Annotated in this window: 23 protein-coding genes; 9 read left to right on the plus strand and 14 right to left on the minus strand. The window is 40.5% G+C overall.

The genetic code is table 11. The features are described from left to right. Window positions 1–63 precede the first annotated feature (63 nt). A complete protein-coding gene (mltF, locus tag C5470_RS17135) occupies window positions 64–1,485 on the plus strand; it encodes a membrane-bound lytic murein transglycosylase MltF (protein WP_166290889.1) in 1,422 nt (473 codons plus the stop codon). 84 nt (window positions 1,486–1,569) lie between these two features. Here the strand turns inward: mltF and tadA are convergent, their stop codons facing one another. Continuing rightward, window positions 1,570–2,076 carry a tRNA adenosine(34) deaminase TadA gene (tadA, locus tag C5470_RS17140; protein WP_166290890.1) on the minus strand — a complete coding sequence of 169 codons (507 nt, stop codon included), beginning with the start codon at window positions 2,074–2,076 and terminating at the stop codon, window positions 1,570–1,572. 233 nt (window positions 2,077–2,309) lie between these two features. Further along, entirely contained in the window at window positions 2,310–2,906 is a 597-nt protein-coding gene (locus C5470_RS22920; protein ID WP_051477111.1) for a gp53-like domain-containing protein, read from the minus strand. Between the two features lie 721 nt (window positions 2,907–3,627). On the opposite strand from C5470_RS22920, the gene C5470_RS17150 reads away from it, so the two are divergent. From C5470_RS17150 to C5470_RS17180, 7 genes are all read left to right on the plus strand, one after another. Beyond that, window positions 3,628–4,455 (plus strand): phage tail protein, encoded by an 828-nt coding sequence (locus C5470_RS17150; RefSeq protein ID WP_036843092.1) that lies wholly within the window; start codon window positions 3,628–3,630, stop codon window positions 4,453–4,455. 1 nt (window position 4,456) lies between these two features. Continuing rightward, window positions 4,457–4,891, plus strand: a complete 435-nt coding sequence (locus C5470_RS17155) for a tail fiber assembly protein (protein WP_036843089.1) — start codon at window positions 4,457–4,459, stop codon at window positions 4,889–4,891. Between the two features lie 416 nt (window positions 4,892–5,307). Continuing rightward, window positions 5,308–6,135 carry a phage tail protein gene (locus C5470_RS17160; RefSeq protein WP_036843088.1) on the plus strand — a complete coding sequence of 276 codons (828 nt, stop codon included), beginning with the start codon at window positions 5,308–5,310 and terminating at the stop codon, window positions 6,133–6,135. A 44-nt stretch (window positions 6,136–6,179) separates the two neighbouring features. Further along, window positions 6,180–6,614 (plus strand): tail fiber assembly protein, encoded by a 435-nt coding sequence (locus C5470_RS17165; protein ID WP_166290891.1) that lies wholly within the window; start codon window positions 6,180–6,182, stop codon window positions 6,612–6,614. Window positions 6,615–7,031: 417 nt separating this feature from the next. Then, on the plus strand, window positions 7,032–7,748 hold the full coding sequence (locus tag C5470_RS17170; protein ID WP_166290892.1) for a phage tail protein: 717 nt from the start codon (window positions 7,032–7,034) through the stop codon (window positions 7,746–7,748). A 664-nt stretch (window positions 7,749–8,412) separates the two neighbouring features. Next, the gene (locus C5470_RS22925) at window positions 8,413–9,243 is read left to right on the plus strand and encodes a phage tail protein (protein WP_242688070.1); all 831 of its coding nucleotides are present in this window, start codon (window positions 8,413–8,415) and stop codon (window positions 9,241–9,243) included. A gap of 453 nt (window positions 9,244–9,696) precedes the next feature. Continuing rightward, window positions 9,697–9,957 carry a YfhL family 4Fe-4S dicluster ferredoxin gene (locus tag C5470_RS17180; protein WP_031280498.1) on the plus strand — a complete coding sequence of 87 codons (261 nt, stop codon included), beginning with the start codon at window positions 9,697–9,699 and terminating at the stop codon, window positions 9,955–9,957. A gap of 2 nt (window positions 9,958–9,959) precedes the next feature. On the opposite strand, the gene acpS is transcribed toward C5470_RS17180, so the two are convergent. The 11 genes from acpS to rpoE all read right to left on the minus strand — a co-directional run bounded on the left by acpS (window position 9,960) and on the right by rpoE (window position 19,314). Next, window positions 9,960–10,340, minus strand: a complete 381-nt coding sequence (gene acpS / locus C5470_RS17185) for a holo-ACP synthase (protein WP_166290893.1) — start codon at window positions 10,338–10,340, stop codon at window positions 9,960–9,962. After that, entirely contained in the window at window positions 10,340–11,071 is a 732-nt protein-coding gene (gene pdxJ, locus C5470_RS17190) for a pyridoxine 5'-phosphate synthase (protein ID WP_036843079.1), read from the minus strand. The genes acpS and pdxJ overlap by 1 nt, the downstream gene beginning before the upstream one ends. 69 nt (window positions 11,072–11,140) lie before the next feature. Beyond that, on the minus strand, window positions 11,141–11,866 hold the full coding sequence (recO, locus tag C5470_RS17195; RefSeq protein ID WP_166290894.1) for a DNA repair protein RecO: 726 nt from the start codon (window positions 11,864–11,866) through the stop codon (window positions 11,141–11,143). A 10-nt stretch (window positions 11,867–11,876) separates the two neighbouring features. Continuing rightward, window positions 11,877–12,785: a GTPase Era gene (era, locus tag C5470_RS17200; protein WP_166290895.1), complete on the minus strand. Its 909-nt coding sequence runs from the start codon at window positions 12,783–12,785 to the stop codon at window positions 11,877–11,879. Then, entirely contained in the window at window positions 12,782–13,462 is a 681-nt protein-coding gene (gene rnc, locus C5470_RS17205) for a ribonuclease III (protein WP_166290896.1), read from the minus strand. The genes era and rnc overlap by 4 nt, the downstream gene beginning before the upstream one ends. Window positions 13,463–13,638: 176 nt before the next feature. Further along, window positions 13,639–14,619, minus strand: coding sequence for a signal peptidase I (lepB, locus tag C5470_RS17210; RefSeq protein WP_166290897.1), 981 nt, complete (start codon window positions 14,617–14,619; stop codon window positions 13,639–13,641). A 20-nt stretch (window positions 14,620–14,639) separates the two neighbouring features. Then, entirely contained in the window at window positions 14,640–16,436 is a 1,797-nt protein-coding gene (lepA, locus tag C5470_RS17215) for a translation elongation factor 4 (protein ID WP_166290898.1), read from the minus strand. Between the two features lie 191 nt (window positions 16,437–16,627). Beyond that, window positions 16,628–17,092 (minus strand): SoxR-reducing system protein RseC, encoded by a 465-nt coding sequence (gene rseC / locus C5470_RS17220; RefSeq protein WP_036843070.1) that lies wholly within the window; start codon window positions 17,090–17,092, stop codon window positions 16,628–16,630. Beyond that, window positions 17,092–18,048 carry a sigma-E factor regulatory protein RseB gene (rseB, locus tag C5470_RS17225; RefSeq protein WP_036843068.1) on the minus strand — a complete coding sequence of 319 codons (957 nt, stop codon included), beginning with the start codon at window positions 18,046–18,048 and terminating at the stop codon, window positions 17,092–17,094. The genes rseC and rseB overlap by 1 nt, the downstream gene beginning before the upstream one ends. Further along, a complete protein-coding gene (rseA, locus tag C5470_RS17230; RefSeq protein ID WP_166290899.1) occupies window positions 18,048–18,704 on the minus strand; it encodes an anti-sigma-E factor RseA in 657 nt (218 codons plus the stop codon). The genes rseB and rseA overlap by 1 nt, the downstream gene beginning before the upstream one ends. Before the next feature lie 40 nt (window positions 18,705–18,744). Continuing rightward, window positions 18,745–19,314 (minus strand): RNA polymerase sigma factor RpoE, encoded by a 570-nt coding sequence (rpoE, locus tag C5470_RS17235; RefSeq protein WP_166290900.1) that lies wholly within the window; start codon window positions 19,312–19,314, stop codon window positions 18,745–18,747. A 203-nt stretch (window positions 19,315–19,517) separates the two neighbouring features. On the opposite strand from rpoE, the gene nadB reads away from it, so the two are divergent. Further along, the gene (gene nadB / locus C5470_RS17240) at window positions 19,518–21,122 is read left to right on the plus strand and encodes an L-aspartate oxidase (protein ID WP_166290901.1); all 1,605 of its coding nucleotides are present in this window, start codon (window positions 19,518–19,520) and stop codon (window positions 21,120–21,122) included. A 53-nt stretch (window positions 21,123–21,175) separates the two neighbouring features. Here nadB and trmN read toward each other — a convergent pair whose 3' ends face one another. Beyond that, window positions 21,176–21,925 (minus strand): tRNA(1)(Val) (adenine(37)-N(6))-methyltransferase TrmN, encoded by a 750-nt coding sequence (trmN, locus tag C5470_RS17245; RefSeq protein WP_166290902.1) that lies wholly within the window; start codon window positions 21,923–21,925, stop codon window positions 21,176–21,178. Window positions 21,926–21,975: the final 50 nt, after the last annotated feature.

Raw genomic sequence — 21,975 nt, forward strand, 5'->3', positions numbered from 1 at the left:
TTAGCCATGATAATATAACGCGTTTTTGCACCACACCATACCGCGTTACACAGAGATAACCGTTTGAATAATATAAAAATAAATTATTTCGTTATCATTGTTATCGCTCTTTTTTCTGCCGCAATTATCAGTCTGAACATCAGTTGGCCGAATAAACAGCAGGAGCAGATTAACAGGATCATGACCAGAGGAGAGCTACGGATCAGCACAATCAGCTCACCTCTGATCCATCTTACAAGTAAAAAAGAACCAAATGGGTTTGATTACGAACTGGCGAAACGCTTTGCCGATTATCTTGGCGTTAAATTGGAAATTAAATTCAGAACCAATTTCAACCAATTATTTGATGATCTGGAAAAGGGTGATGCTGATTTTTTGGCTGCCGGTCTTACCTATAATGAGGAGAGACTGGAGCAAACCCGCACTGGCCCAGCTTACTATTCTGTTTCTCAACAACTGATTTACCGCAAAGGGACCCCACGTCCCCGCTCTTTTAAGGATTTAAAAGGCAAATTGCTGGTCACTTCCGGTTCAGCTCATGTCAGCACACTGAAAAAGATGAAAGAAGAGTCTTATCCAGAACTTGAATGGGATGAGACACAGCAATACAACACCCGGGAATTACTGGAGCTGGTATCAGAGGGCAAACTGGACTACACCTTGGGCGACTCTATCAATGTCGCATTGCAACAGCGTACTCACCCTAATCTGGCCATCGCTTTTGATATCAGTGAAGATAATCCCCTGACGTGGTACTTAAAACGTATCGATGATTACAGCCTTTATGCCGCCATGCTGGATTTTTTCAGCCAGATGACGGAAGAAGATGTGATGCCGCGGCTGGAAGAGAAATATTTTGGTCATGTCGGCTCATTTGATTATTTCGATACACTCTCTTTTCTCAGTGCCATTGAACATGTTCTGCCTATTTATCAACCACTATTTGAAAAATACTCCGGTGATATCAGTTGGCAACTACTGGCTGCAATTGCCTGGCAGGAATCTCACTGGGACCCGCTGGCAACCTCTCCCACGGGTGTGCGTGGCCTGATGATGTTAACCAGCCCAACGGCTAAAGGATTAGGTGTTGTTGATCGTCTTGATCCAGAAGAAAGTATTAAGGGAGGCGCAATCTATTTGCAAAATCTGATGAAACGACTACCTGAAAATATCCCTAAAGATGAGCGCATCTGGTTTGCACTGGCAGCTTACAATATGGGTTATGGACATATGCTAGATGCCCGCAAACTGACAGCATCACAGAAAGGAAATCCCGATAGTTGGCTTGATGTCAAAAAACGGATTCCACTATTAAGCCAGAAAAAATATTATACAAATACCACCTATGGCTATGCCCGTGGACATGAAGCTTATCGCTATGTCGAGAATATCCGCCGTTATCAGCTTAGTCTAGTTGGCTATTTACAAGCCAAAGAAAACCGGAAGAAATTAATTTCCCAAACAGAAAAATCGAAAGCAGAGTAAGCAATTAGTTGGCTGTAATGACACCCCATCCTGACTGGACGAGGCTTAAATCTGACTCAAGCCACAGTAAGCAGAAACGGCGTATTAGCTTTCTTCCTGCTGTTTTCTGGCGGCTTTTAATGCCTTATGTTGCTCGCGACGTTGTTTAAAAAAAGCACTCAACATCGTGGAGCATTCTTTAGCAAGTACGCCGCCTGTAATTTCAATCTGATGATTCATACCAGGATGACGCAATATATCAATCAAAGAACCGACTGCACCGGTTTTCAAATCGTTGGCACCATAAACCAGTCGCTGTATACGGCTATGCACCATAGAGCCGGCACACATAGAGCAAGGTTCAAGAGTGACATATAACGTGGTATTCAGCAGACGATAATTTTGAAACTGCTCTCCCCCTTTTCGTAACGCAATAATTTCAGCATGAGCAGTGGGATCATGCTTAATAATGGACTGATTCCAGCCTTCAGCAACGATTTTATTATCAGTGACCAATACAGCACCGACAGGTATTTCCCCCTGCTCCCACGCTTTCATTGCCTGTTCCATTGCCTTCCGCATCCAATATTCATCACTATATATTTCAATCACTGCGGTATCTCATTTCATTATATCAGAGGCAATTATAACGATTTATTTTACCTATTTTCCAGATATATTTACTTATCATTACACGGGTAACATATATTCGAGACTATTTGATATATTCTCCATAGCTATATTTTATATTATTTCTAAACAGCATTTAATTCACATTAATATATTTAAGAATAAAAAAACAAAGCCGGAATAAATCCGGCTTATTATTTATCTCCATATATTAATTAATAACCGATTGCAAAATAGTCTCCATATACATAAGTATCACTAGCAGACAACTTGATTTCAGTTCCATAAGCATTAATAGTTCGCGCAGCAACCCAAGCAACAAAACTATTCAATGTTCCGTTAGGTGCTGCCGACATCGGAAATACCCAATCACCAACCGGTGTTATAAAAACTTTCAGACAACCACGTTTAAAAGGTACTGGTAAAATTACCTTGTTCATAGTTAATGGAGTAAAATTATGTCTTCCCCATTGAAATATTAATCCCCCAGGTAATTGTTGATAACCGTTATGTGATAGCTGACCAGGAGATTGTTCTTTCATGTAACACTGCAACGAATCAGTAAACGTCTTATTAAGCGTTTCTAGATCGCCATTATCCAGAACATCTTTCCCACATTGTGTGGACATAAAATTAGCCACAACAGATGCTATTGTGGACGACTGACGTAATGCCTTATTTAATACATGAGTGGTCATCTCCCCTGGTGGAAATCCAGTTTGCAAATTAGGATATTCTTCATATCTTTCTTGACTCACGACATTAGCATTATTACTGGTAGAAAAAGCTTTAAAATCATTCTTATTACTCATTTATCATCCCCACAGAAAAATAACGGATATTATTTACGAAAAGTCTATTCACATGAAAATTTCCAAATACAAAGCTAACATAAGCATATAAACAATCAATAAACTGATTTTAATAATGATGTCATTAAAGAGAATACAATAGAATATTATTATAGTTTAATGCAATCAATTGCCACCTATAAATACAAATGACTTTATTTAGGGAAATACTCAGATCATTTCATTGATTTTGGTTTTATTAATGATAACACAATCAGTCATATATAAAATAAATCGACCCCACATCAGAAATAATAAAATATTACTCACCTTCATATAGTGAACATATTCAACCCAATAAAATAATTTAAGGCAATAGTCATCCACATTAACAACAATATAATTTCGAGTATAAAATCAGTCTTCAGGATGGATTTTTTAGCATGGAAACTATTGAAGATAATTTACAAAAGGAAAACATTAATGACTTGAGTATATTTCCAATTACAAGAGGCAGATTCGAATAATAAATGCAAATAGTTTAGATGTATTTTCAGATTACAAAATATTAAAATACTTATTACTGCCAATTATATAAAAATAGTTAACCCTATAAGTTATAAGAATATTCCATTATTCTTTTTTCTAACTAAACTATAGCTGGCGTGAATAGGGAGAAATTATTTTTATAAAAATTCACTATATTGCTTGTAAAGTGCAGTACTTAATTGGAGAAAAATATATGAGTCAAAAGAATGATTTTAAGGCTTTTTCTATTAGTGAAAATGCAAATATAGTGAAGCAAGAAATATATGAAAAAGAGCAAAATTTGCAAACTGGGTTTCCAACAGGAAATATTACCGCTGAACTATTAAATAAGGCATTACGTCAATCGTCAACCATATCCACTGTCGTCGCTAATTTTATCGCAACACAATCTGGCGATGATGTTCTGGATAATGGGGATATAGACAAACTCACTGCCCAATTCAAGAAAGCCTTAGAGCAAAAAAACACAACAGAAATTCGCGATGCCTCATTAACAGAAAAAGGAATTATTCAGCTCACAGACCAAATAGGCACCAGTAATACACTCGCTTCAACTCAGAAGCTTGTTTCTGATGTAAATGATAATGCTAATAATCGACTGGCAAAAGACCAAAACGGCGCAGACATTCCTGATAAAGCTGAGTTTATAAAGAACCTTGGTTTATCAGATTCAACAAATATAACAATAGGGAATGGTGAAAATCAGGTACCTGATATGTCATTTTTCACCGCTAACCTGAATCAGGTTGGATGGCAAAAATTACCTTCGGGCTTAATTGAAATGTGGGGAATAGCATCAGTTAAAGGCAATGCTTACGCCGAACCTGGTGCTTTAAATAATTTACCAATCCCATTCCCGAATAAATGTCTCAACATCACGTTAACTCACGTTGGTAACGCCCCTCAACATGCTGGCACATTTTCAATAATGATGGTCAATAATGCCCAATTCCAATGTTTTAGCAGTATTCCAAATTTACAAATTCCTGTAGCAGCATTTTATAGAGCAATAGGGTATTAATATGAACGATAAAAACTATGTATTTAGCGCATCAAATAAAGCATTTTATCCATTATCATTACAGCAGGATTATATTGAAGCAGGCTCATGGCCAAACGATCCCATATCTGTAACTGATGGCACATTCAATAAGTTCTCGGGAATACCTCCCACCGGAAAAATACTTTCCTGTGGCGAAGATAGTCTTCCTTGTTGGGAAGACACTCCACCACCAACAAAAGAGGAATTAATATCCATAGCGGAAAGCCAAAGAACGCAATTTATATCTATTGCAAATGAAAAAATAATCCCACTTTCCGATGCTATGGAACTTGATATAGCAACAGACGAAGAAATACTATTACTCAAAGAATGGAAAAAATACCGAGTCATGCTTAACCGGGTTGATACGTCAAAAGCCCCAGAAATTGACTGGCCAATTGTGCCATTATTGTAATTAATAAAAATGCCGGGATTCAGGTAGAATCTCGGCCTTAATTATTTTATTATTGCTAATATTACAATGGTTAATATTCCGTCATCATAAAAACTATTCTCCACCAAGATTTTTTAGTTCATACGATATTAGTGATCTTGTACGTCATCGAAATTTATTTTCCAGAATAAATCTTTCAACATGAAAATTATTTAATATACCCTCTATAAAAAAGCATTAATTACTCAGATGTTCTTTCAATTTAAACATATCGGATTGTTTATTACTCAAAATATACGAAAATAATTAACCCCATAACCTATAAAAATGTTTAATTATTATTTTTCATCTCTAAACTATGAGAGATGGAAAATTATCCTTACAATAAATCAAAAAATCACCTATAGAACCCACTATTGAATTTTAGGAGAATATATATGAGTCCCAAAAATGATTTTAAAGCGTTTTCTATTAGAGATGGTGCTAATGTGGTGGCTCAAAATTTATATGAAGGCACTCAAGAATTGCAGACTGGATTTCCTCCAATAGGTCTTACCACGCATGTATTAAATAAGGCATTACGTCAATCATCAACAATATCATCTGTTGTAGCTGATTTTATTGCGACAGAATCTGGCAGTGATGTTTTGGATGATGGCAATATAGTCAAACTCACTGCACAATTAAATAAAGCGCTAGAACAAAAAATTACAAAAAAAGTTCCCGATGCCTTATTAACACAAAAAGGTGTTGTTCAACTCACAGATGTCATTGGCAATAGTAATACACTGGCTGCAACACAGAAGCTTGTCTCCGATATAAACAATAATGCCAATAACAGACTAGAAAAAACGCAAAACGGCGCAGATATTCCTAATAAAAATGAGTTTGTGAAAAATTTAGGTTTAGATAAAGCTGCAAACCTGAAAGTGGGAAATGGAACTAATCAAGTTCCAGATATGTCATTTTTCACCGCAAACTTGGTTAAGAATGGCTGGCAAAAATTGCCTTCGGGTTTAATTTTAATGTGGGGATTAGCACAAGTGTATAACCATAGCGATCCTCAATCTGGGTATTTAAATAAATTTCCAATACCATTCCCAAACGCATGTTTTAGTATCACGTTAACTCACCGTGGTAATGACCCTCAAGCAGCAGGTATATTCTCAGCAACGATAGAAAATCAGCATCAATTTCGGTGTTATAAAAATCTTAATTACCATAAACTCACTACTTTCACATTTTTTATGGCAATAGGACATTAATTAAAAAATTATTATGATTATTTAATGAAAATTGGAAAAGAATTATGAATAACAAAAACTATGTATTTAGCGCATTAAATAAAGCATTTTATTCGCTATCATTACAGCAGGATTATATTGAAGCAGGTTCATGGCCTAACGACCCCATATCTGTAACTGATGACATATTCAATAAGTTCTCGGGAATACCTCCCACTGGGAAAATACTTTCCTCTGGCGAAGATGGCCTTCCTTGTTGGGAAGATATTCCATCACCAACGAAAGAGGAATTGATATCTATTGCGGAAATCCAAAGAGCGCAATTTATATCTGTTGCAAATGAGAAAATAACACCGCTTTCTGATGCGGTAGAACTTGATATGGCAACAGATGAAGAAGCACTATTACTTAAAGCATGGAAAAAATATCGAGTGACACTTAATCGGGTTGATACTTCAAAAGCACCAGAAATTGACTGGCCAATTTCGCCATTATTGTAACTAATAAAAGACCGGGCGCAGGATAGCGCCCGGTCTTTATTACTTTATTCATTCTGGTATTCTTGCTACTCAATATCAATAACCATTGAAATATCAATCCAATCCAGTAATGCCACATACTTTCCAGACAAATAATAACACATTATTACTCCTCCTGCTCACCCTGACTGGCTTTTATGGTTTAAATATATATTACTCATTTTTCACTACCCTATTTACCAGAATCAGCATCAGGTTATCTGATTGAAAAATCAAACTATTTTTCATCAATTACACATAAAGAGTTAATCTTCTAAGCTATAAAAATATTTCATTACTCTTTTTGGGAGCTAGACTATGACTGACATAAATGATGTAAAATTGCTTTTAAAATAATTCAATATATTACTTGTAAAATACATTACTTAAGGAGTATATATGCCACAAAAAAATGATTTTAAAGCTTTTTCTATTAACAATAATGCGAATGTCGTAAGTCAAGAAAGATATGAAGAAAGTCAGAGCTTGTATACTGGGTTTCCACCAAATAATGTTCCCACTCACTTGTTAAATAAAGCATTACGTCAGTCATCAACCATAGCCTCTGTTGTAGCTAATTTTATCGCGACACAATCTGGCAATGATGTTCTGGATGATGGCGATACCGTTAAACTCACTACCCAATTAAATAAAGCGTTAGAACAAAAAATTACAACACAAGTTCCCGATTCCTCCTTAATACAGAAAGGTGTTGTTCAGCTTACAAATGTAGTTGGCAATAGTAACACACTTGCTGCAACTCAGAAGCTTGTCTCCGATATAAATAATAGAATTAATCAGATTCCAAATATGTCATCTTTCACCGCAGACTTAAATGAAACCGGCTGGCAAAAATTACCTTCAGGTCTAATTGAAATGTGGGGAACAGCATTAGTTAAAGGTAATGGTATTTCCCTACCAGGCACTTTCAACAAGTTTCCAATTCCGTTCCCGAATAAATGTTTCAATGTAACGTTAACTCACCTTGGTACCGCCCCTCAACATGCCGGGATATTTTCAGTAATGATAGTCGATAATACTAAATTCGAATGCTTTAGCAGTATTACAGATTTACCAAGTCCTGTAAGAGCATATTATAGAGCGGTAGGATATTAATATGAAAGATGGATCGTTGTACATTCGTCAGATGGAAGATCAAAGTTATCTATAAGTGAAGGGGATTGGCCCAATATTACAGAAATTTATATTTCTGACGGATTAGAATTATGGGCTGCATAGCAGCCATTTTTTTATTTTATTTTTTTATGAAATAATTTATGACTCTATTTGATAGAAATATTTGTGGGGAAGAATTCATGCAATTTCTCAGATTCGTAAGCATCAGGAAAAATGCAAATTACTGGCTTCTAAGGCTGTAGTACTAGATATATAGGAAATAACTTTCCATCTGAGTATAACAAAGAGCTAAGGATTCATAGTCCATAGTTTGATTCATGATTACTTAATGAAAATATTAACAAGAATAATAGGCATATTGAAATATTGTATAATGAGGAATAATTTCATATATAACCATGGGTTGAAGAGGGATATGTGTAGCAGAATTATGAACCGTTATTTATAAATGACTGCGATATATTTTAGATTGAAAATGTTTTGTAATTTATTATTATAAACTACACATAAATAGTTAATCGCCTAAGGTATAAAAATATTTAATTATTCTTTTCCCGAACTAGACTATGAATTTCTGAAAGTTATATTTATAACAATTCAATATGTTAATTATAGAATACACTATTTAATTTTAGGAAAGAACATGAGTCCAAAAAATGATTTTAAGGCTTTTTCTATTAGCGATAATGCTAATGTTGTGGGCCAAGAAAGATATGAAGAGAACGAAATTTTAAATACTGGATTTCCACCAGAGAGTATTACTACTCATGTGTTAAATAAAGCATTACGTCAGTCATCAACCATATCATCTGTAGTCGCTAACTTTATCGCAACACAATCTGGCAATGATGTTCTCGATGATGGAAATATAGACAAACTCACAGCCCAATTGAATAGAGCGTTGGAACAAAAAACTACAATAAAAGTTCCCGATGCCTCATTAACACAGAAAGGTATTATTCAGCTTACAGATGTGATTGGCAATAGCAATACACTCACAGCAACTCAGAAGCTTGTTTCCGATGTAAATGATAATGCTAACGGCAGATTGGCCAAAAACCAAAATGGTGCAGATATTCCCAATAAAAATGAGTTTGTGAAAAATCTCGGTTTATTGGAATTATTATTCGCAGGTACTCCTCTGTTTACACAAGGGGATAATTTCATGACTTTTAAAATTCCATTTTTGAATGGATTAAAGAGAAAATATCTCTTATTCCAGTCTGTATATGTAAAGGCTCCACATTTAGTTAACGAGGGGCAATTCACTATCACATACCCAATTGCATACTCTTATGAACCTCATGCTATACTTTCAAGTATGGGTGGATATATCAGTGGCGGCAACTATGGTGAAGGAGCTGATATATTAAAAATCAATAAAGAAAATCTAGTAATAATATCACATTGGCAGTATCGCAATACAACCTTTCCGCCTGTACGCATATTTGTAGTAGGGATATCAGATAATTAACTTTCAACATTCATAGTTGTTATCTATCCCAGACTTTAGAATTATCTCGATAAAGCATCGGCATTTGATTGGTCAATTCTGCCATTATCGTAATTAACAAAAAGGCCGGGATTAGGATAGCGCCCGGTCTTAATTATTTTATTATTGCTAATACTACATCAGTAAATATTTTGTTATAATTAGAACTATTCTCCCCCACGACTTGTTAACCCATGAGATATTGGTGACCTTGCACGTTATTGAAATTCCTTATATAGCTAACCAGATAATAAAGCTCATACATAAAGGTTTTCTAAGGTAGAAAAAATCTCATGTGTTATGGTTTTGGGTTGCCAGATTTGGTTTTTCAATGTAATTTATACCGTATAAAAATACAATAAGTGTGTAATAGTAAGAAATTAAAACTGACGATAACACACTGGTATAAAATGAAAAATAAACTAAGTTATTAAAATGTCGTTATTAATCAAAAAAAGCTGTATCAATTGTGATATGTGTGAACCCGAATGTCCCAATCAGGCTATATCAATGGGAGATGAAATTTATGAAATTGATTCTAACCGTTGCACCGAATGCATTGGTCATTATGATGCTCCAACCTGTCAATCAGTCTGTCCGATAAACAATACGATTATTACCGATCCAGACCGCCAGGAAACAGAAGAACAATTGTGGGATAAATTTGTGCTATTGCATCATGCCGATAAAATCTGAAATTAGCTTTCCAGAATGACTGTCGCGCAGGCGTAACGACGCTCATCAGCCAATGTGACATGCAAAGAGGTTACCCCCAGTTTCTGTGCTAATTCTGCGGCTACACCATAGAGCCGCAAAATGGGTTTTCCCAAATCATCGTTAAGCACTTCAAACTGGTTAAATGCCAGCCCATTACGGATACCGGTTCCCAACGCTTTTGCCGCGGCTTCTTTTACCGCAAAACGTTTAGCCAGAAAACGAACCGGTTTTTCATGTTGCTGATATTGCTGCCATTCTGATGCACTGAGAATGCGTTTTGCCAGACGCTCACCTGAGCGTCCGACAACACCCTCAATACGGGCGATTTCAACAATATCTGTACCTAACCCAATAATAGCCATTAACGGCGAGCTTTCCGTATCTCAGTTTTCATATCTGCTACAGCAGCAGCCAAGCCGCTGAATACCGCACGCCCGATTATTGCATGACCAATATTCAGTTCATAAATTTCCGGCAGAGCCGCAATACGTTGTACGTTATGATACGTTAGTCCATGACCCGCATTAACTTTCAGTCCCTTGCCAGCAGCATAAGTAGCAGCTTCTTTAATACGCTGGAACTCTTTTTCCTGTTCTATTTCACCTTCTGCATCAGCATAAGCACCTGTGTGAATCTCAATAAACGGTGCACCAACCTCACTAGCAGCATCAATCTGCTGGTGATCCGCATCGATAAATAACGAAACAAGAATACCCGCGTCAGATAAACGCTTAATCGCCTCAACCACTTTATCTTTTTGACCAATAACATCTAAACCCCCTTCTGTTGTTATTTCCCGACGTTTTTCAGGCACCAGACAGCAAAATTTAGGTTTAAAGTGACAGGCGATGTCCAGCATTTCATCCGTCACGGCCATTTCAAGATTCATCCGGGTTTGGATAGTTTCATTCAGCAATTCAACATCCCGATCAGTAATATGACGGCGATCTTCACGTAAATGAATAGTAATACCATCCGCACCAGCCTGCTCTGCAATAAAAGCAGCCTGAATAGGGTCCGGATAAACTGTGCCACGGGCATTGCGCACTGTCGCAATGTGATCGATGTTAATACCTAATAATACCTCAGCCATATTTATCTCCTGTAGTCATATTGAATGGTAACAAGTTTACACTTTCCATTATGAAGAGAAACAAATTCATTAGTTTTCTTTCTCTTCAAGCTTTTTACATACAAACTGCCGAAATAACTCACGACTTTTCAGAGGTTTGCCACCAAGATAAGGTTTTAAAGCCATACGGGTGAAACGCTTTGCTGCTTTTAATGTCGCCGAATCAGGAAATTCACGGGCTGCCAGTGATTTTAATTCATGCCCGGTAAAACTGTAATGATCAACAACCAGACTGGCGATAAATCCTTTTTCTTCTCTATAACGGTAGGTCATCGTATCGTCCACGGGTTCGCCGCTTCCTGCACAATGAAGATAATCAACGCCATAACCAAGATTTGCCAGCAACGCCAATTCAAACCGGCGTAATGCATGTTCCGGTGTATATTCACTGGCAGCAAGAATCTGCAAACACTGGAGATAATCAAAGAATAACGCAGGATAAGCCGTTCCCTGTTCAAGCACTCTCGACAATAATTCATTGATATATAAACCGCTGTACAACACATTGCCGGTAAGAGGAAGAGCTAGAGAGATAGGATCTGCATCACGCAGCGTTTTGATTGCCCCCCGCCCACTCCAACGTACCAGTAACGGAGTAAATGGCTGTAAGCAACCTTTAAGATTGGAACGACGGCTGCGCGCACCTTTTGCCAACACGCTGATCCGCCCTTCATTTTCAGTAAACAGATCCAGCAACAGGCTGGTCTCACTGTAAGGACGCCCATGAAGAACAAAAACACGCTGCCAACCGTCCACAGGTGAGACCTTATTTCAAATCATCGACGTAACCCAAGCTACGCAGTGCCCGCTCGTCATCAGCCCAACCCGCTTTAACTTTAACCCACAGTTCCAAATGGACTTTAACACCAAACAATCTTTCCATGTCCTGACGGGCTTCAATACCAATCGTTTTAATTTTACTGCCTTTATTACCGATAACCATTTTCTTCTGGCTTTCACGCTCAACCAGAATTAAACCGTGAATCTTGTAATCACCACGCTCATTCACCACGAACTGCTCAATTTCAACAGTGACAGAATAGGGCAATTCATCACCGAGAAAACGCATGAGTTTTTCACGGATAATTTCAGACGCCATAAAACGCTGGGAGCGATCAGTAACATAATCTTCCGGGAAATGATGAGTTGCTTTCGGTATATGTCCACGCACAATTTTTGCGATCGTATCTACGTTCATACCTTTTTCAGCGCTCATCGGTACAACATCAAGGAAGTTCATCTGTTTGCTAAGGAAACCAATATGTGGCAACAAGGTGGCTTTATCCGTCACGTTATCTACTTTATTGATAGCCAGTAAAACCGGGCAATGCAAGCTACGTAGTTTATTCACAACCATTTCGTCATCGGCGGTCCAGTGAGTCCCTTCAACAACAAAAATGACCAGCTCCACATCACCGATAGAACTACTGGCCGCACGGTTCATCAACCGGTTAATCGCCCGTTTCTCTTCAATATGCAATCCGGGAGTATCCACATAAATGGTCTGATAAGCACCCTCAGTGTGAATACCCATAATACGGTGACGGGTAGTCTGCGGTTTGCGGGAAGTGATAGATACTTTCTGACCTAAAAGCTGATTCAGCAATGTGGATTTACCCACATTAGGCCGTCCGACTATTGCAACAAATCCGCAATAGGTTTCTTGTTCGCTCATTCAAGCTCCAGTTGTTTTAATGCTTGCTCGGCCGCCGCCTGTTCCGCTTTGCGGCGGCTGGAGCCTGTTCCTTTAACCGGCTGTTCAATACCACTCACTTGACAGTGAATAGTAAATTCCTGGTCATGGGCTTCTCCACGAACCATAACAACCAGATATGATGGCAGGGGCAGATGATGCCCTTGCAGATATTCCTGTAAACGGGTTTTCGGGTCTTTCTGTTTGTCGCCAGGGCTGATTTCATTCAAGCGGGTTTCATACCAACTGAGAATAATTCTTTCAATGGCCTGAATATCGCTATCAAGGAAAATAGCACCAATCAGCGCTTCAACCGTATCAGCCAGTATAGATTCACGACGGAAACCGCCGCTTTTCAATTCACCCGGCCCTAAACGCAGACATTCACCTAATTCAAACTCCCTTGCCAATTCAGCCAAAGTATTACCACGCACCAATGTGGCGCGCATCCGGCTCATATCCCCCTCATCTACATGAGGAAAGCGATGATACAGTGCATTGGCAATGACAAAGCTCAGAATTGAGTCACCAAGAAATTCCAGCCGCTCGTTATGTTTACTGCTGGCACTACGATGAGTTAACGCTTGTACCAGCAGATCATGCTGATCAAAAGTGTACCCCAGCTTACTTTGCAATCTGTTAATTACGATGGGATTCATGTGCTACCAATATAGGTCAGAATTCGTCAAATAAAAACGCACACGCAACAGACCTGTTACAGGAAATTCTGACAAAACTGTTGCGTTTGCACTGGCTCCTTAAGGGAGCCAGTCATTAAGTTTGAAAGGATATTCTACACTGTGAGTAAAATTAATGCTTCGCTAATATAGAAATATTAATTAATTCCACCAATGCGGCTAAAGCGAACTCCGGTAGGCCATTCCCCTTCCTGTTTTTCAAAACTCATCCAAATCGCTGAAGCGCGGCCAACCAGATTTTTCTCAGGAACAAAGCCCCACTCACGGCTATCCGCGCTATTATCACGGTTGTCACCCATCATAAAATAGTGGCCTTCGGGTACAATCCACATTCCCTCTGGCAAACCAGGTTGACGAAAATTAGGCATCTGCAATAAACCTGGAATCTCCAGAATATGGTGTGTCGCCGTTCCCAAATTCTCAATTCTTTCACCTTGCCGCCGACTGTAAGGTGGTAACGTTTCTTCAACCGGTATCTGGAAAACACCTATCTTTTTCAGGCTTTCACCATTGGAATTAACGCCATACTGCTGCATTGTCCACTCACTTGGGAACAGTGAACCGTAAGAAACCGGTAATTCTTCCTTACAACTCTCTGTTTTGTCACAACCCGAGAAAACATGCAGCTCTTTCTTTACCGGATCATAAATAATTTTATCGCCCGGTAAGCCAATCACCCGTTTGATGTAGTCAACACTTGGATCCAACGGATATTTAAATACTGCGATATCTCCACGCCTTGGTTCACCGGTCTTAATCAATGTTGTTTGCGTAATAGGATCTTTCAATCCGTATGCATACTTCTCTACCAAAATGAAATCACCAATCAATAAAGTTGGCATCATGGAACCCGATGGGATCTGAAATGGCTCATAAACAAAAGAGCGCAGAATCAGAACCACGACTAGCACAGGGAAAATAGATGAACAAGTATCTACCCATGTTGGCTTGTTAATAGTCTCAGCCAGATGCTCCTGATCCATTGTGCCTTCAGTCAGCTCCTGCAATCTGATCAGTTTTTTCTTACGCGCCGGGGCCCATTTGAAACGATCAATACACCAAATAATGCCGGTGACTAACGTTGCCAGCGTTAGGATCAGGGCAAAAGTGTTAGCCATTTAGACTCCTTACAAGCTTATTAATGGTCTTTACCAACATGAAGAATGGCTAAGAAAGCTTCTTGTGGCAATTCAACGTTACCCACTTGTTTCATGCGTTTCTTACCTTCTTTCTGTTTCTGCAATAGCTTTTTCTTACGGCTGACGTCACCACCATAACACTTCGCTAAGACGTTTTTACGCAATTGCTTCACTGTTGAACGAGCAATAATGTGATTACCAATCGCAGCCTGAATGGCGATATCAAACTGCTGACGAGGAATGAGTTCCTTCATCTTCTCCACCAGTTCCCGGCCGCGGTACTGCGCATTGTCACGGTGAGTAATCAACGCTAATGCATCAACCCGCTCACTGTTAATCAACACATCCACACGAACCATATCAGATGCCTGGAAGCGAGTGAAATTATAATCCAGTGAAGCATAACCGCGGGATGTGGATTTCAATCGGTCGAAGAAATCCAAAACCACTTCAGCCATCGGTATTTCGTAAGTCAGTGCAACCTGTTTACCGTGATAAACCATGTTAGTTTGCACCCCACGTTTCTCAATACATAACGTAATGACATTCCCCAAATATTCCTGGGGTAACAACATATGACACTCAGCAATCGGCTCACGCAACTCTTCAATATTATTCAGTGGTGGCAGTTTAGATGGGCTGTCCACATAGAGAATATCGTGGCTGGTCGTTTCAACTTCATAAACAACCGTTGGCGCAGTGGTAATGAGATCAAGATCATATTCACGTTCCAGACGTTCCTGAATGATCTCCATATGCAGTAGACCAAGGAAACCACAACGGAAACCAAAACCCAGTGCAGTAGAGCTTTCCGGTTCATAGAATAGAGATGCGTCATTCAGACTCAGCTTACCCAATGCGTCACGGAATCCCTCATAATCATCAGAGCTGACAGGGAACAGCCCGGCATAAACCTGTGGCTTGACTTTCTTAAAGCCTGGGAGTGGTTTTTCCGCTGGTTGCCGGGCCAGCGTCAATGTATCCCCCACGGGTGCACCAAGAATGTCTTTAATCGCACACACTAGCCAACCCACTTCACCACAACCCAGTACATCACGGTCAACACGCTTGGGTGTGAAAATTCCGAGACGATCAGCGTTGTACACCTGACCAGTACTCATTACCTTGATTTTGTCACCCTTACGCAGGGTACCGTTTTTAATCCGAACCAGGGAGACAACACCAAGGTAGTTATCAAACCATGAGTCGATAATAAGCGCCTGTAATGGCGCTTCAGAATCACCTTCCGGTGCCGGAACCTCTTTAACTAAGCGTTCAATGACGTCTTGTACGCCCACGCCCGTTTTGGCAGAACAACGCACTGCATCGGTAGCATCAATACCGACGATATCTTCGATTTCTTCCGCTACACGCTCAGGTTCAGCCGCCGGTAAATCGATTTTGTTCAAAACAGGGACAACTTCCAGATCCATATCCAGCGCTGTATAACAATTAGCCAGCGTCTGGGCTTCCACGCCCTGTCCAGCATCAACCACCAGCAACGCCCCTTCACAAGCAGCCAGCGAGCGAGAAACTTCATAAGAGAAGTCTACGTGCCCCGGAGTGTCGATAAAGTTCAATTGATAGAGTTGACCATCATTCGCCTTGTAATCCAGAGTGACACTTTGTGCTTTAATGGTGATACCACGCTCACGCTCAAGATCCATAGAATCCAGCACTTGCTCTGCCATCTCACGATCTGTTAAACCACCACAAATTTGAATAATACGGTCAGATAACGTCGACTTACCGTGGTCAATGTGAGCAATAATGGAGAAATTTCGTATTTGCTTCATTATAAATATTTTTCTGCCTTGATATTTCTGAATCATTCGCCTAATGGACACACAGAGGGACATAAAGCGACGGTTTATAGGCCGGCCACCGGCCGGAAAGGCTGTATTCTACATGCCAAATCTACGAAAACCTAGTCATGCCTGTGGCTTTAAATATGAGGCATTAAAAGTTCTGGATGATTAAAACAGATTTATTCCTGATGCTGAATATGAATTGCATCAGGAGGCAAGCCTATTTGTAAAACGACAGGTTGATATTCCTGCTGATTATCCCAATAAGTAGCAATTTTGCGGGCAAGGAAGAACCCTAACGCACCTCCCAAAACACCACCACAAAACACCCATAATTGATTGGTTACCCATAACTGAAAAAGTACGCCCCCCAGGAATAACCCGATAAGTGGTGTCAAATAAACCAGCAACGCCGAACGCAATAAGCTCCCTTCTGGGATCCCGACTTCCACTTTCTGCCCTGGCTGCAACGGCTGTAAAATCTCAAGTTCGAGCTGATGTATACCATCAGACCCCAATTTATTCAGTAAATAAGAACCACACGTCACGCGTGCCTGACAACTGCCACAACCAGAAGAGGAACCATAACGTAATAATGCCCTCCCCTGTTGCCAGCGGATTACTGTCGCCCATTCTTTAACCATCAGTTAGCTCCTATAAACGCGACACCCGCAGCGACACGCTTGGCAGTTGCCAGTGGTAATTCACCAATAATTGTCACCTCATTCGCTCCACGTATTACACTATAGATTGTTCGATGACCGCGACGGAGAGGATGTTCCAACTTACCGGTTTTATCAGCGTTAGTCACATTCACTGAAAAACTGAATAGACCATCGCTGAACATGATGGACTCAAGCGAGTCAGCATTTGAGAGTTTACGCCGGTTACGTGAAACCTCGGTGAAACCATCCGGCAATTTCCCTACTTTCCAGTTGAATACCACCTTCTCTAACGATGGAATTACCAGCATTGGTGGCATATTCAGGCGGGTAATAACACGCATTGCATTATCGATATCGCCACCTATTATGGAGGAAACAACCCGAAATTGCTCAAGTGTTTCACTATCACGATCAAGTAAATCGATACGTAATGGCAAATGCGTTTTTTCATCGATCAGTAAAATATAATTATAACGCACTTCATCTTTGGAAGTGATGCGTACAACCCGACAAGGTCTGTCGCCTATATGAGTACGGCCAACGTCGATGAAATTGTAGTATTTTTTCAACTGAGTGAAGTCAGCAAAAATAACGGCAGGCAAATAATCAATAATATGATCGCCATTAAGACTGAAAGCATCCAATCCAGGTTCAAAATAACTGATCTCATTACCACGCTGGACAATCTCCCTGCGGGAGCCATCCATCTGCATGATTTGAGCAATTGGAATACCATTGATAATGGCGTGACGATAACGAACTGAGACAATAGCCTGCTGACTGAGATTAATAAAAGCAAGCTCGTAAGTCAGGGACTGAGTGGCATTACCCATCTCCTGCAACAAAGCCTCAGCGCTGCTGAACTGCGCCGAGACTTGTAAAGGAGTAAACAGGCTGCCCGCCAGCAAAGAAACGGAGAACCAGATATGCTTCATTACTGCTGTTGCGTTCCTAAAGATTGCGTTCCGGGAACCGGAATAGCAACCGGTAATGGAATTCTCCGTCTATCATTTTGTTCAAAATGCACACGGCGGTCGAACTCATATTGTTGCAACATAATATTAATGCGTTTATTACGCTCCTGCACCTGAATACGCTGATCATCGCCAAACATATCATCACCGGAAGGTACTCCCAAACTCACCGGAGAAGCAGATCCCATCATTGGCAATGTGTTAAATGCCGGCGTATCAGATTGATATTCAAGATCCACATCATCATGACTATTGTACTGTTGTACACCTATCAATACTGCCAGCGAAACACAAGCTGCAACACTCACTTGAGTAATTTGACTCGCCCAAGGGCGAAGTTTTTGCCAGAGCGGCATTTTCTGCCAGCTCTCAGGCTGAGGCTGGGATTCAAGAACAGCCCCAAGGTTAAAATGCACAGGCTCTTTTTCAAGCGCTAATGCGACCCGGCTCGCAATATCCATATGCAATACTTCGGTCACATCACCACGCAATGCGTCACGTATCAAGTGGTAATTTTCCCAGTGTTTCTGCATGGCAGAATCTTTAGATAAAATACTAACGACTTCACTATCAAGAGTTTCGCCATCCATCAGTGCGGAAAGTTTTTCTCTTTGCATGCCAAAGTACCCTTCAGTATTGTTCCACTATATTTTAATTTTAAATCAGTGGTTGAATTTTATCATCAATAGCTTCCCTTGCACGAAAGATACGGGAACGAACAGTACCTACCGGGCAATCCATAACAGCAGCTATTTCCTCATAGCTTAACCCATCTAATTCCCTTAGCGTTATTGCCATTCGCAAATCTTCGGGAAGAGACTCAATGGTTCGGAAAACCACCTGCCTTAATTCTTCTGACAACATTAAATTCTCAGGGTTCGAAATTTCTTTTAGTGCATTTGAAGCTTCATAATTTTCTACGTCATTGACATCCAAATCACTGGATGGCGGACGCCGCCCTTGAGAAATCAAATAGTTCTTAGCAGTGTTAACTGCTATACGATACAACCAAGTGTAAAAAGCACTTTCGCCACGAAATGAAGCCAATGCCCGATATGCTTTAATAAATGCCTCCTGCGCAACGTCAGGAACATCACCCTGCGGAATATAGCGGGATACAAGGCTCGCCACTTTATGCTGATATCTGATTACCAGTAGGTTAAACGCTTTTTGGTCACCTTTCTGCACTCGCTCAACCAGCATTTGATCCGTTAACTGCTCGCTCATCCGAGGTTAAATCTCCCGAAGCAAAGCCCCACATTTATATTTATTGAACCAACCATGATGTCCCATTTTTCTAAGCAAGCATGGCTTTGAGTAATAAAATTCTGCGAAGTTCAATTTCTGCCATCATTTTGTTGCAATCATAGCCTTTATCCTATCTGATAGGCTAACATGATTTTACTCATCTTCTTCATACATCATCAATTATGCAATCATTATTCCCGCAACATTACAGCGATGTACTTATCATAGGCAGCGGTGTAGCCGGCCTGTCTCTGGCTTTACGGCTGGCCCCACAATATAAAGTCACTATATTAAGTAAGAGTATTCTGAGCGAAGGCGCATCCTATTATGCACAGGGGGGCATCGCTGCGGTATTCGATAAAACAGACAGTATCGCATCTCATGTTGAAGATACCCTTATCGCCGGAGCAGGGCTTTGCGATAGAAGCGCCGTTGAGTTTATCACCAGCAACGCTCGTCATTGTGTGCAATGGCTGATTGATCAGGGTGTTTTATTTGATACAGAAACCCGCGAAGATGGCGAAACACAATATCATCTGACCCGTGAAGGTGGACACAGCCATCGGCGTATTTTGCATCATGCTGATGCAACCGGCAAAGAAGTCGAAACCACACTGGTTGAAAAAACCATGTCTCATCCGAACATCACAGTGAGAGAGCGTTGCAACGCAGTTGATTTAATTACTTCAAGTAAAGCCCGGTTCGATGGTAATAACCGGGTAGTTGGTGCTTATATCTGGAACCGCCGACAGGAACAGGTAGAAACTTATCGCGCTAAGGTTGTTGTACTGGCAACCGGTGGTGCAGCTAAGGTCTATCAATATACGACAAATCCCGATATCTCATCCGGTGATGGCATAGCAATGGCATGGCGTGCGGGCTGCCGTATCGCCAATCTGGAATTTAACCAGTTTCACCCAACCTGTCTTTTTCACCCACAGGCACGTAATTTCCTGCTGACAGAGGCTCTGCGAGGTGAAGGCGCTTATCTGAAACGACCGGATGGCAGCCGTTTTATGCCTGATTTTGATGAGCGTGCTGAACTGGCGCCCCGCGATATCGTCGCACGGGCGATTGACCATGAAATGAAACGCCTTGGTGCTGACTGCATGTTTCTGGATATCAGCCATAAGCCAACCGATTTCATTATCCAGCATTTTCCGATGATCTATGAAAAACTATTGACGCTGGGCTTTGATCTGACAAAAGAACCGATTCCAATCGTTCCTGCCGCGCATTACACCTGTGGTGGCATAGTCGTCGATCATCAGGGCCGCACTGACCTTAACAACTTATATGCTATCGGTGAAGTCAGCTATACTGGCTTGCATGGTGCAAACCGTATGGCATCCAATTCTCTGTTGGAGTGTTTAGTTTATGGCTGGTCTGCGGCGGAAAACATCCAACAACAAATTGAAAAAATCGAAGAAGTGCCAGAACTCCCTTTCTGGGATGAGAGCCGTGTTGACAATTCAGATGAACAAGTCGTCATTCAACACAACTGGTACGAATTACGTCTATTTATGTGGGATTACGTTGGCATTGTGCGTACAACCAAACGCCTGGAACGCGCATTGCGCCGTATTAATATGCTGCAACAGGAGATTCACGATTATTATTCCAATTTCAGAATCTCTAACAATTTGCTGGAATTACGCAATCTGGTGCAAGTCGCTGAATTAATCGTACGTTGTGCACTGGAAAGGAAAGAGAGCCGGGGTCTGCATTTCACGCTGGATTATCCCGATTTACTGTCAGAATCAAAACCAACAATTTTAACCCCCTGATTTTTACCGGTATAACCACGCTCCAGCGTGGTTCTTTCAATAATAAGATGCCTTCAATAATAGAGATAAAAATCCGTGACTAATTGCTGAAATTCCCGCGTATAAATACCATCTGGCTGACGAATGGTCAATTCACTGATTAAGCCTGTCTCTTCCTGACGGGAAAATGCCAATAACACCCGGTGTAATGGCTTACCTTGCCTGTCGCGGATATTGACCCGATGGTGAGAAAACCACCCCATCTTACATGCCATTGCTGCAAATACTTCACCAATGGCATACGGCAATACCACACAAAACAGACCATCAGGTGTAATCAACCTCTCGACATATTGCAATAACCGCTGATGAGTTAGAGAACCGGTATAACGCGCCTGTTCCCTAGCCTCATTCCGGCAGGCAACAGCCGGTTCAAAATAGGGTGGATTACTGACAATCAAGTCATAACATTGTGAATACCGATCAGCGAAATCACCGATATTCTGCTGATAAATATCCATTTTTCTCTGCCACGGAGATTGCTCTATATTCTCTTGAGCCTGCAATGCAGCATCGATATCCAGTTCCACTGCGTCAATTTTGGTATTTTCATCTGTACGCTGTGCCAACATCAAAGCAATTAACCCGCTGCCACAACCGATATCCAAAATTGCTTTTTTGCCACTAACCGGAGCCCACGCGCCCAATAGTACACCATCGGTCCCGACTTTCATCGCACATCGATCATGGCCGACAAAAAATTGCTTAAACGTGAATCCTCCCCGGCGCAGAGGTTGTTTCTGTTTCAAATTAATAACCTGCATCTTTCAACATAAAAAAATTTCGCCATAGGATAAGGGTTATTATGTTCCGA

The sequence above is a fragment of the Photorhabdus stackebrandtii genome, from assembly GCF_011189495.1.
Taxonomy (GTDB): Bacteria; Pseudomonadota; Gammaproteobacteria; order Enterobacterales; family Enterobacteriaceae; genus Photorhabdus; species Photorhabdus khanii.

Coding starts and splice junctions, on each gene's coding strand:
- era (WP_166290895.1), bottom strand. CDS start 12,785: ATGAGCGAACAAGAAACCTATTGCGGATTTGTTGCAATAGTCGGACGG.
- lepA (WP_166290898.1), bottom strand. CDS start 16,436: ATGAAGCAAATACGAAATTTCTCCATTATTGCTCACATTGACCACGGT.
- C5470_RS17155 (WP_036843089.1), top strand. CDS start 4,457: ATGAACGATAAAAACTATGTATTTAGCGCATCAAATAAAGCATTTTAT.
- C5470_RS22920 (WP_051477111.1), bottom strand. CDS start 2,906: ATGAGTAATAAGAATGATTTTAAAGCTTTTTCTACCAGTAATAATGCT.
- C5470_RS17150 (WP_036843092.1), top strand. CDS start 3,628: ATGAGTCAAAAGAATGATTTTAAGGCTTTTTCTATTAGTGAAAATGCA.
- rseA (WP_166290899.1), bottom strand. CDS start 18,704: ATGCAAAGAGAAAAACTTTCCGCACTGATGGATGGCGAAACTCTTGAT.
- trmN (WP_166290902.1), bottom strand. CDS start 21,925: ATGCAGGTTATTAATTTGAAACAGAAACAACCTCTGCGCCGGGGAGGA.
- acpS (WP_166290893.1), bottom strand. CDS start 10,340: ATGGCTATTATTGGGTTAGGTACAGATATTGTTGAAATCGCCCGTATT.
- nadB (WP_166290901.1), top strand. CDS start 19,518: ATGCAATCATTATTCCCGCAACATTACAGCGATGTACTTATCATAGGC.
- rnc (WP_166290896.1), bottom strand. CDS start 13,462: ATGAATCCCATCGTAATTAACAGATTGCAAAGTAAGCTGGGGTACACT.
- rseC (WP_036843070.1), bottom strand. CDS start 17,092: ATGGTTAAAGAATGGGCGACAGTAATCCGCTGGCAACAGGGGAGGGCA.
- lepB (WP_166290897.1), bottom strand. CDS start 14,619: ATGGCTAACACTTTTGCCCTGATCCTAACGCTGGCAACGTTAGTCACC.
- C5470_RS17160 (WP_036843088.1), top strand. CDS start 5,308: ATGAGTCCCAAAAATGATTTTAAAGCGTTTTCTATTAGAGATGGTGCT.
- pdxJ (WP_036843079.1), bottom strand. CDS start 11,071: ATGGCTGAGGTATTATTAGGTATTAACATCGATCACATTGCGACAGTG.
- C5470_RS22925 (WP_242688070.1), top strand. CDS start 8,413: ATGAGTCCAAAAAATGATTTTAAGGCTTTTTCTATTAGCGATAATGCT.
- rseB (WP_036843068.1), bottom strand. CDS start 18,048: ATGAAGCATATCTGGTTCTCCGTTTCTTTGCTGGCGGGCAGCCTGTTT.
- C5470_RS17170 (WP_166290892.1), top strand. CDS start 7,032: ATGCCACAAAAAAATGATTTTAAAGCTTTTTCTATTAACAATAATGCG.
- C5470_RS17165 (WP_166290891.1), top strand. CDS start 6,180: ATGAATAACAAAAACTATGTATTTAGCGCATTAAATAAAGCATTTTAT.
- rpoE (WP_166290900.1), bottom strand. CDS start 19,314: ATGAGCGAGCAGTTAACGGATCAAATGCTGGTTGAGCGAGTGCAGAAA.
- C5470_RS17180 (WP_031280498.1), top strand. CDS start 9,697: ATGTCGTTATTAATCAAAAAAAGCTGTATCAATTGTGATATGTGTGAA.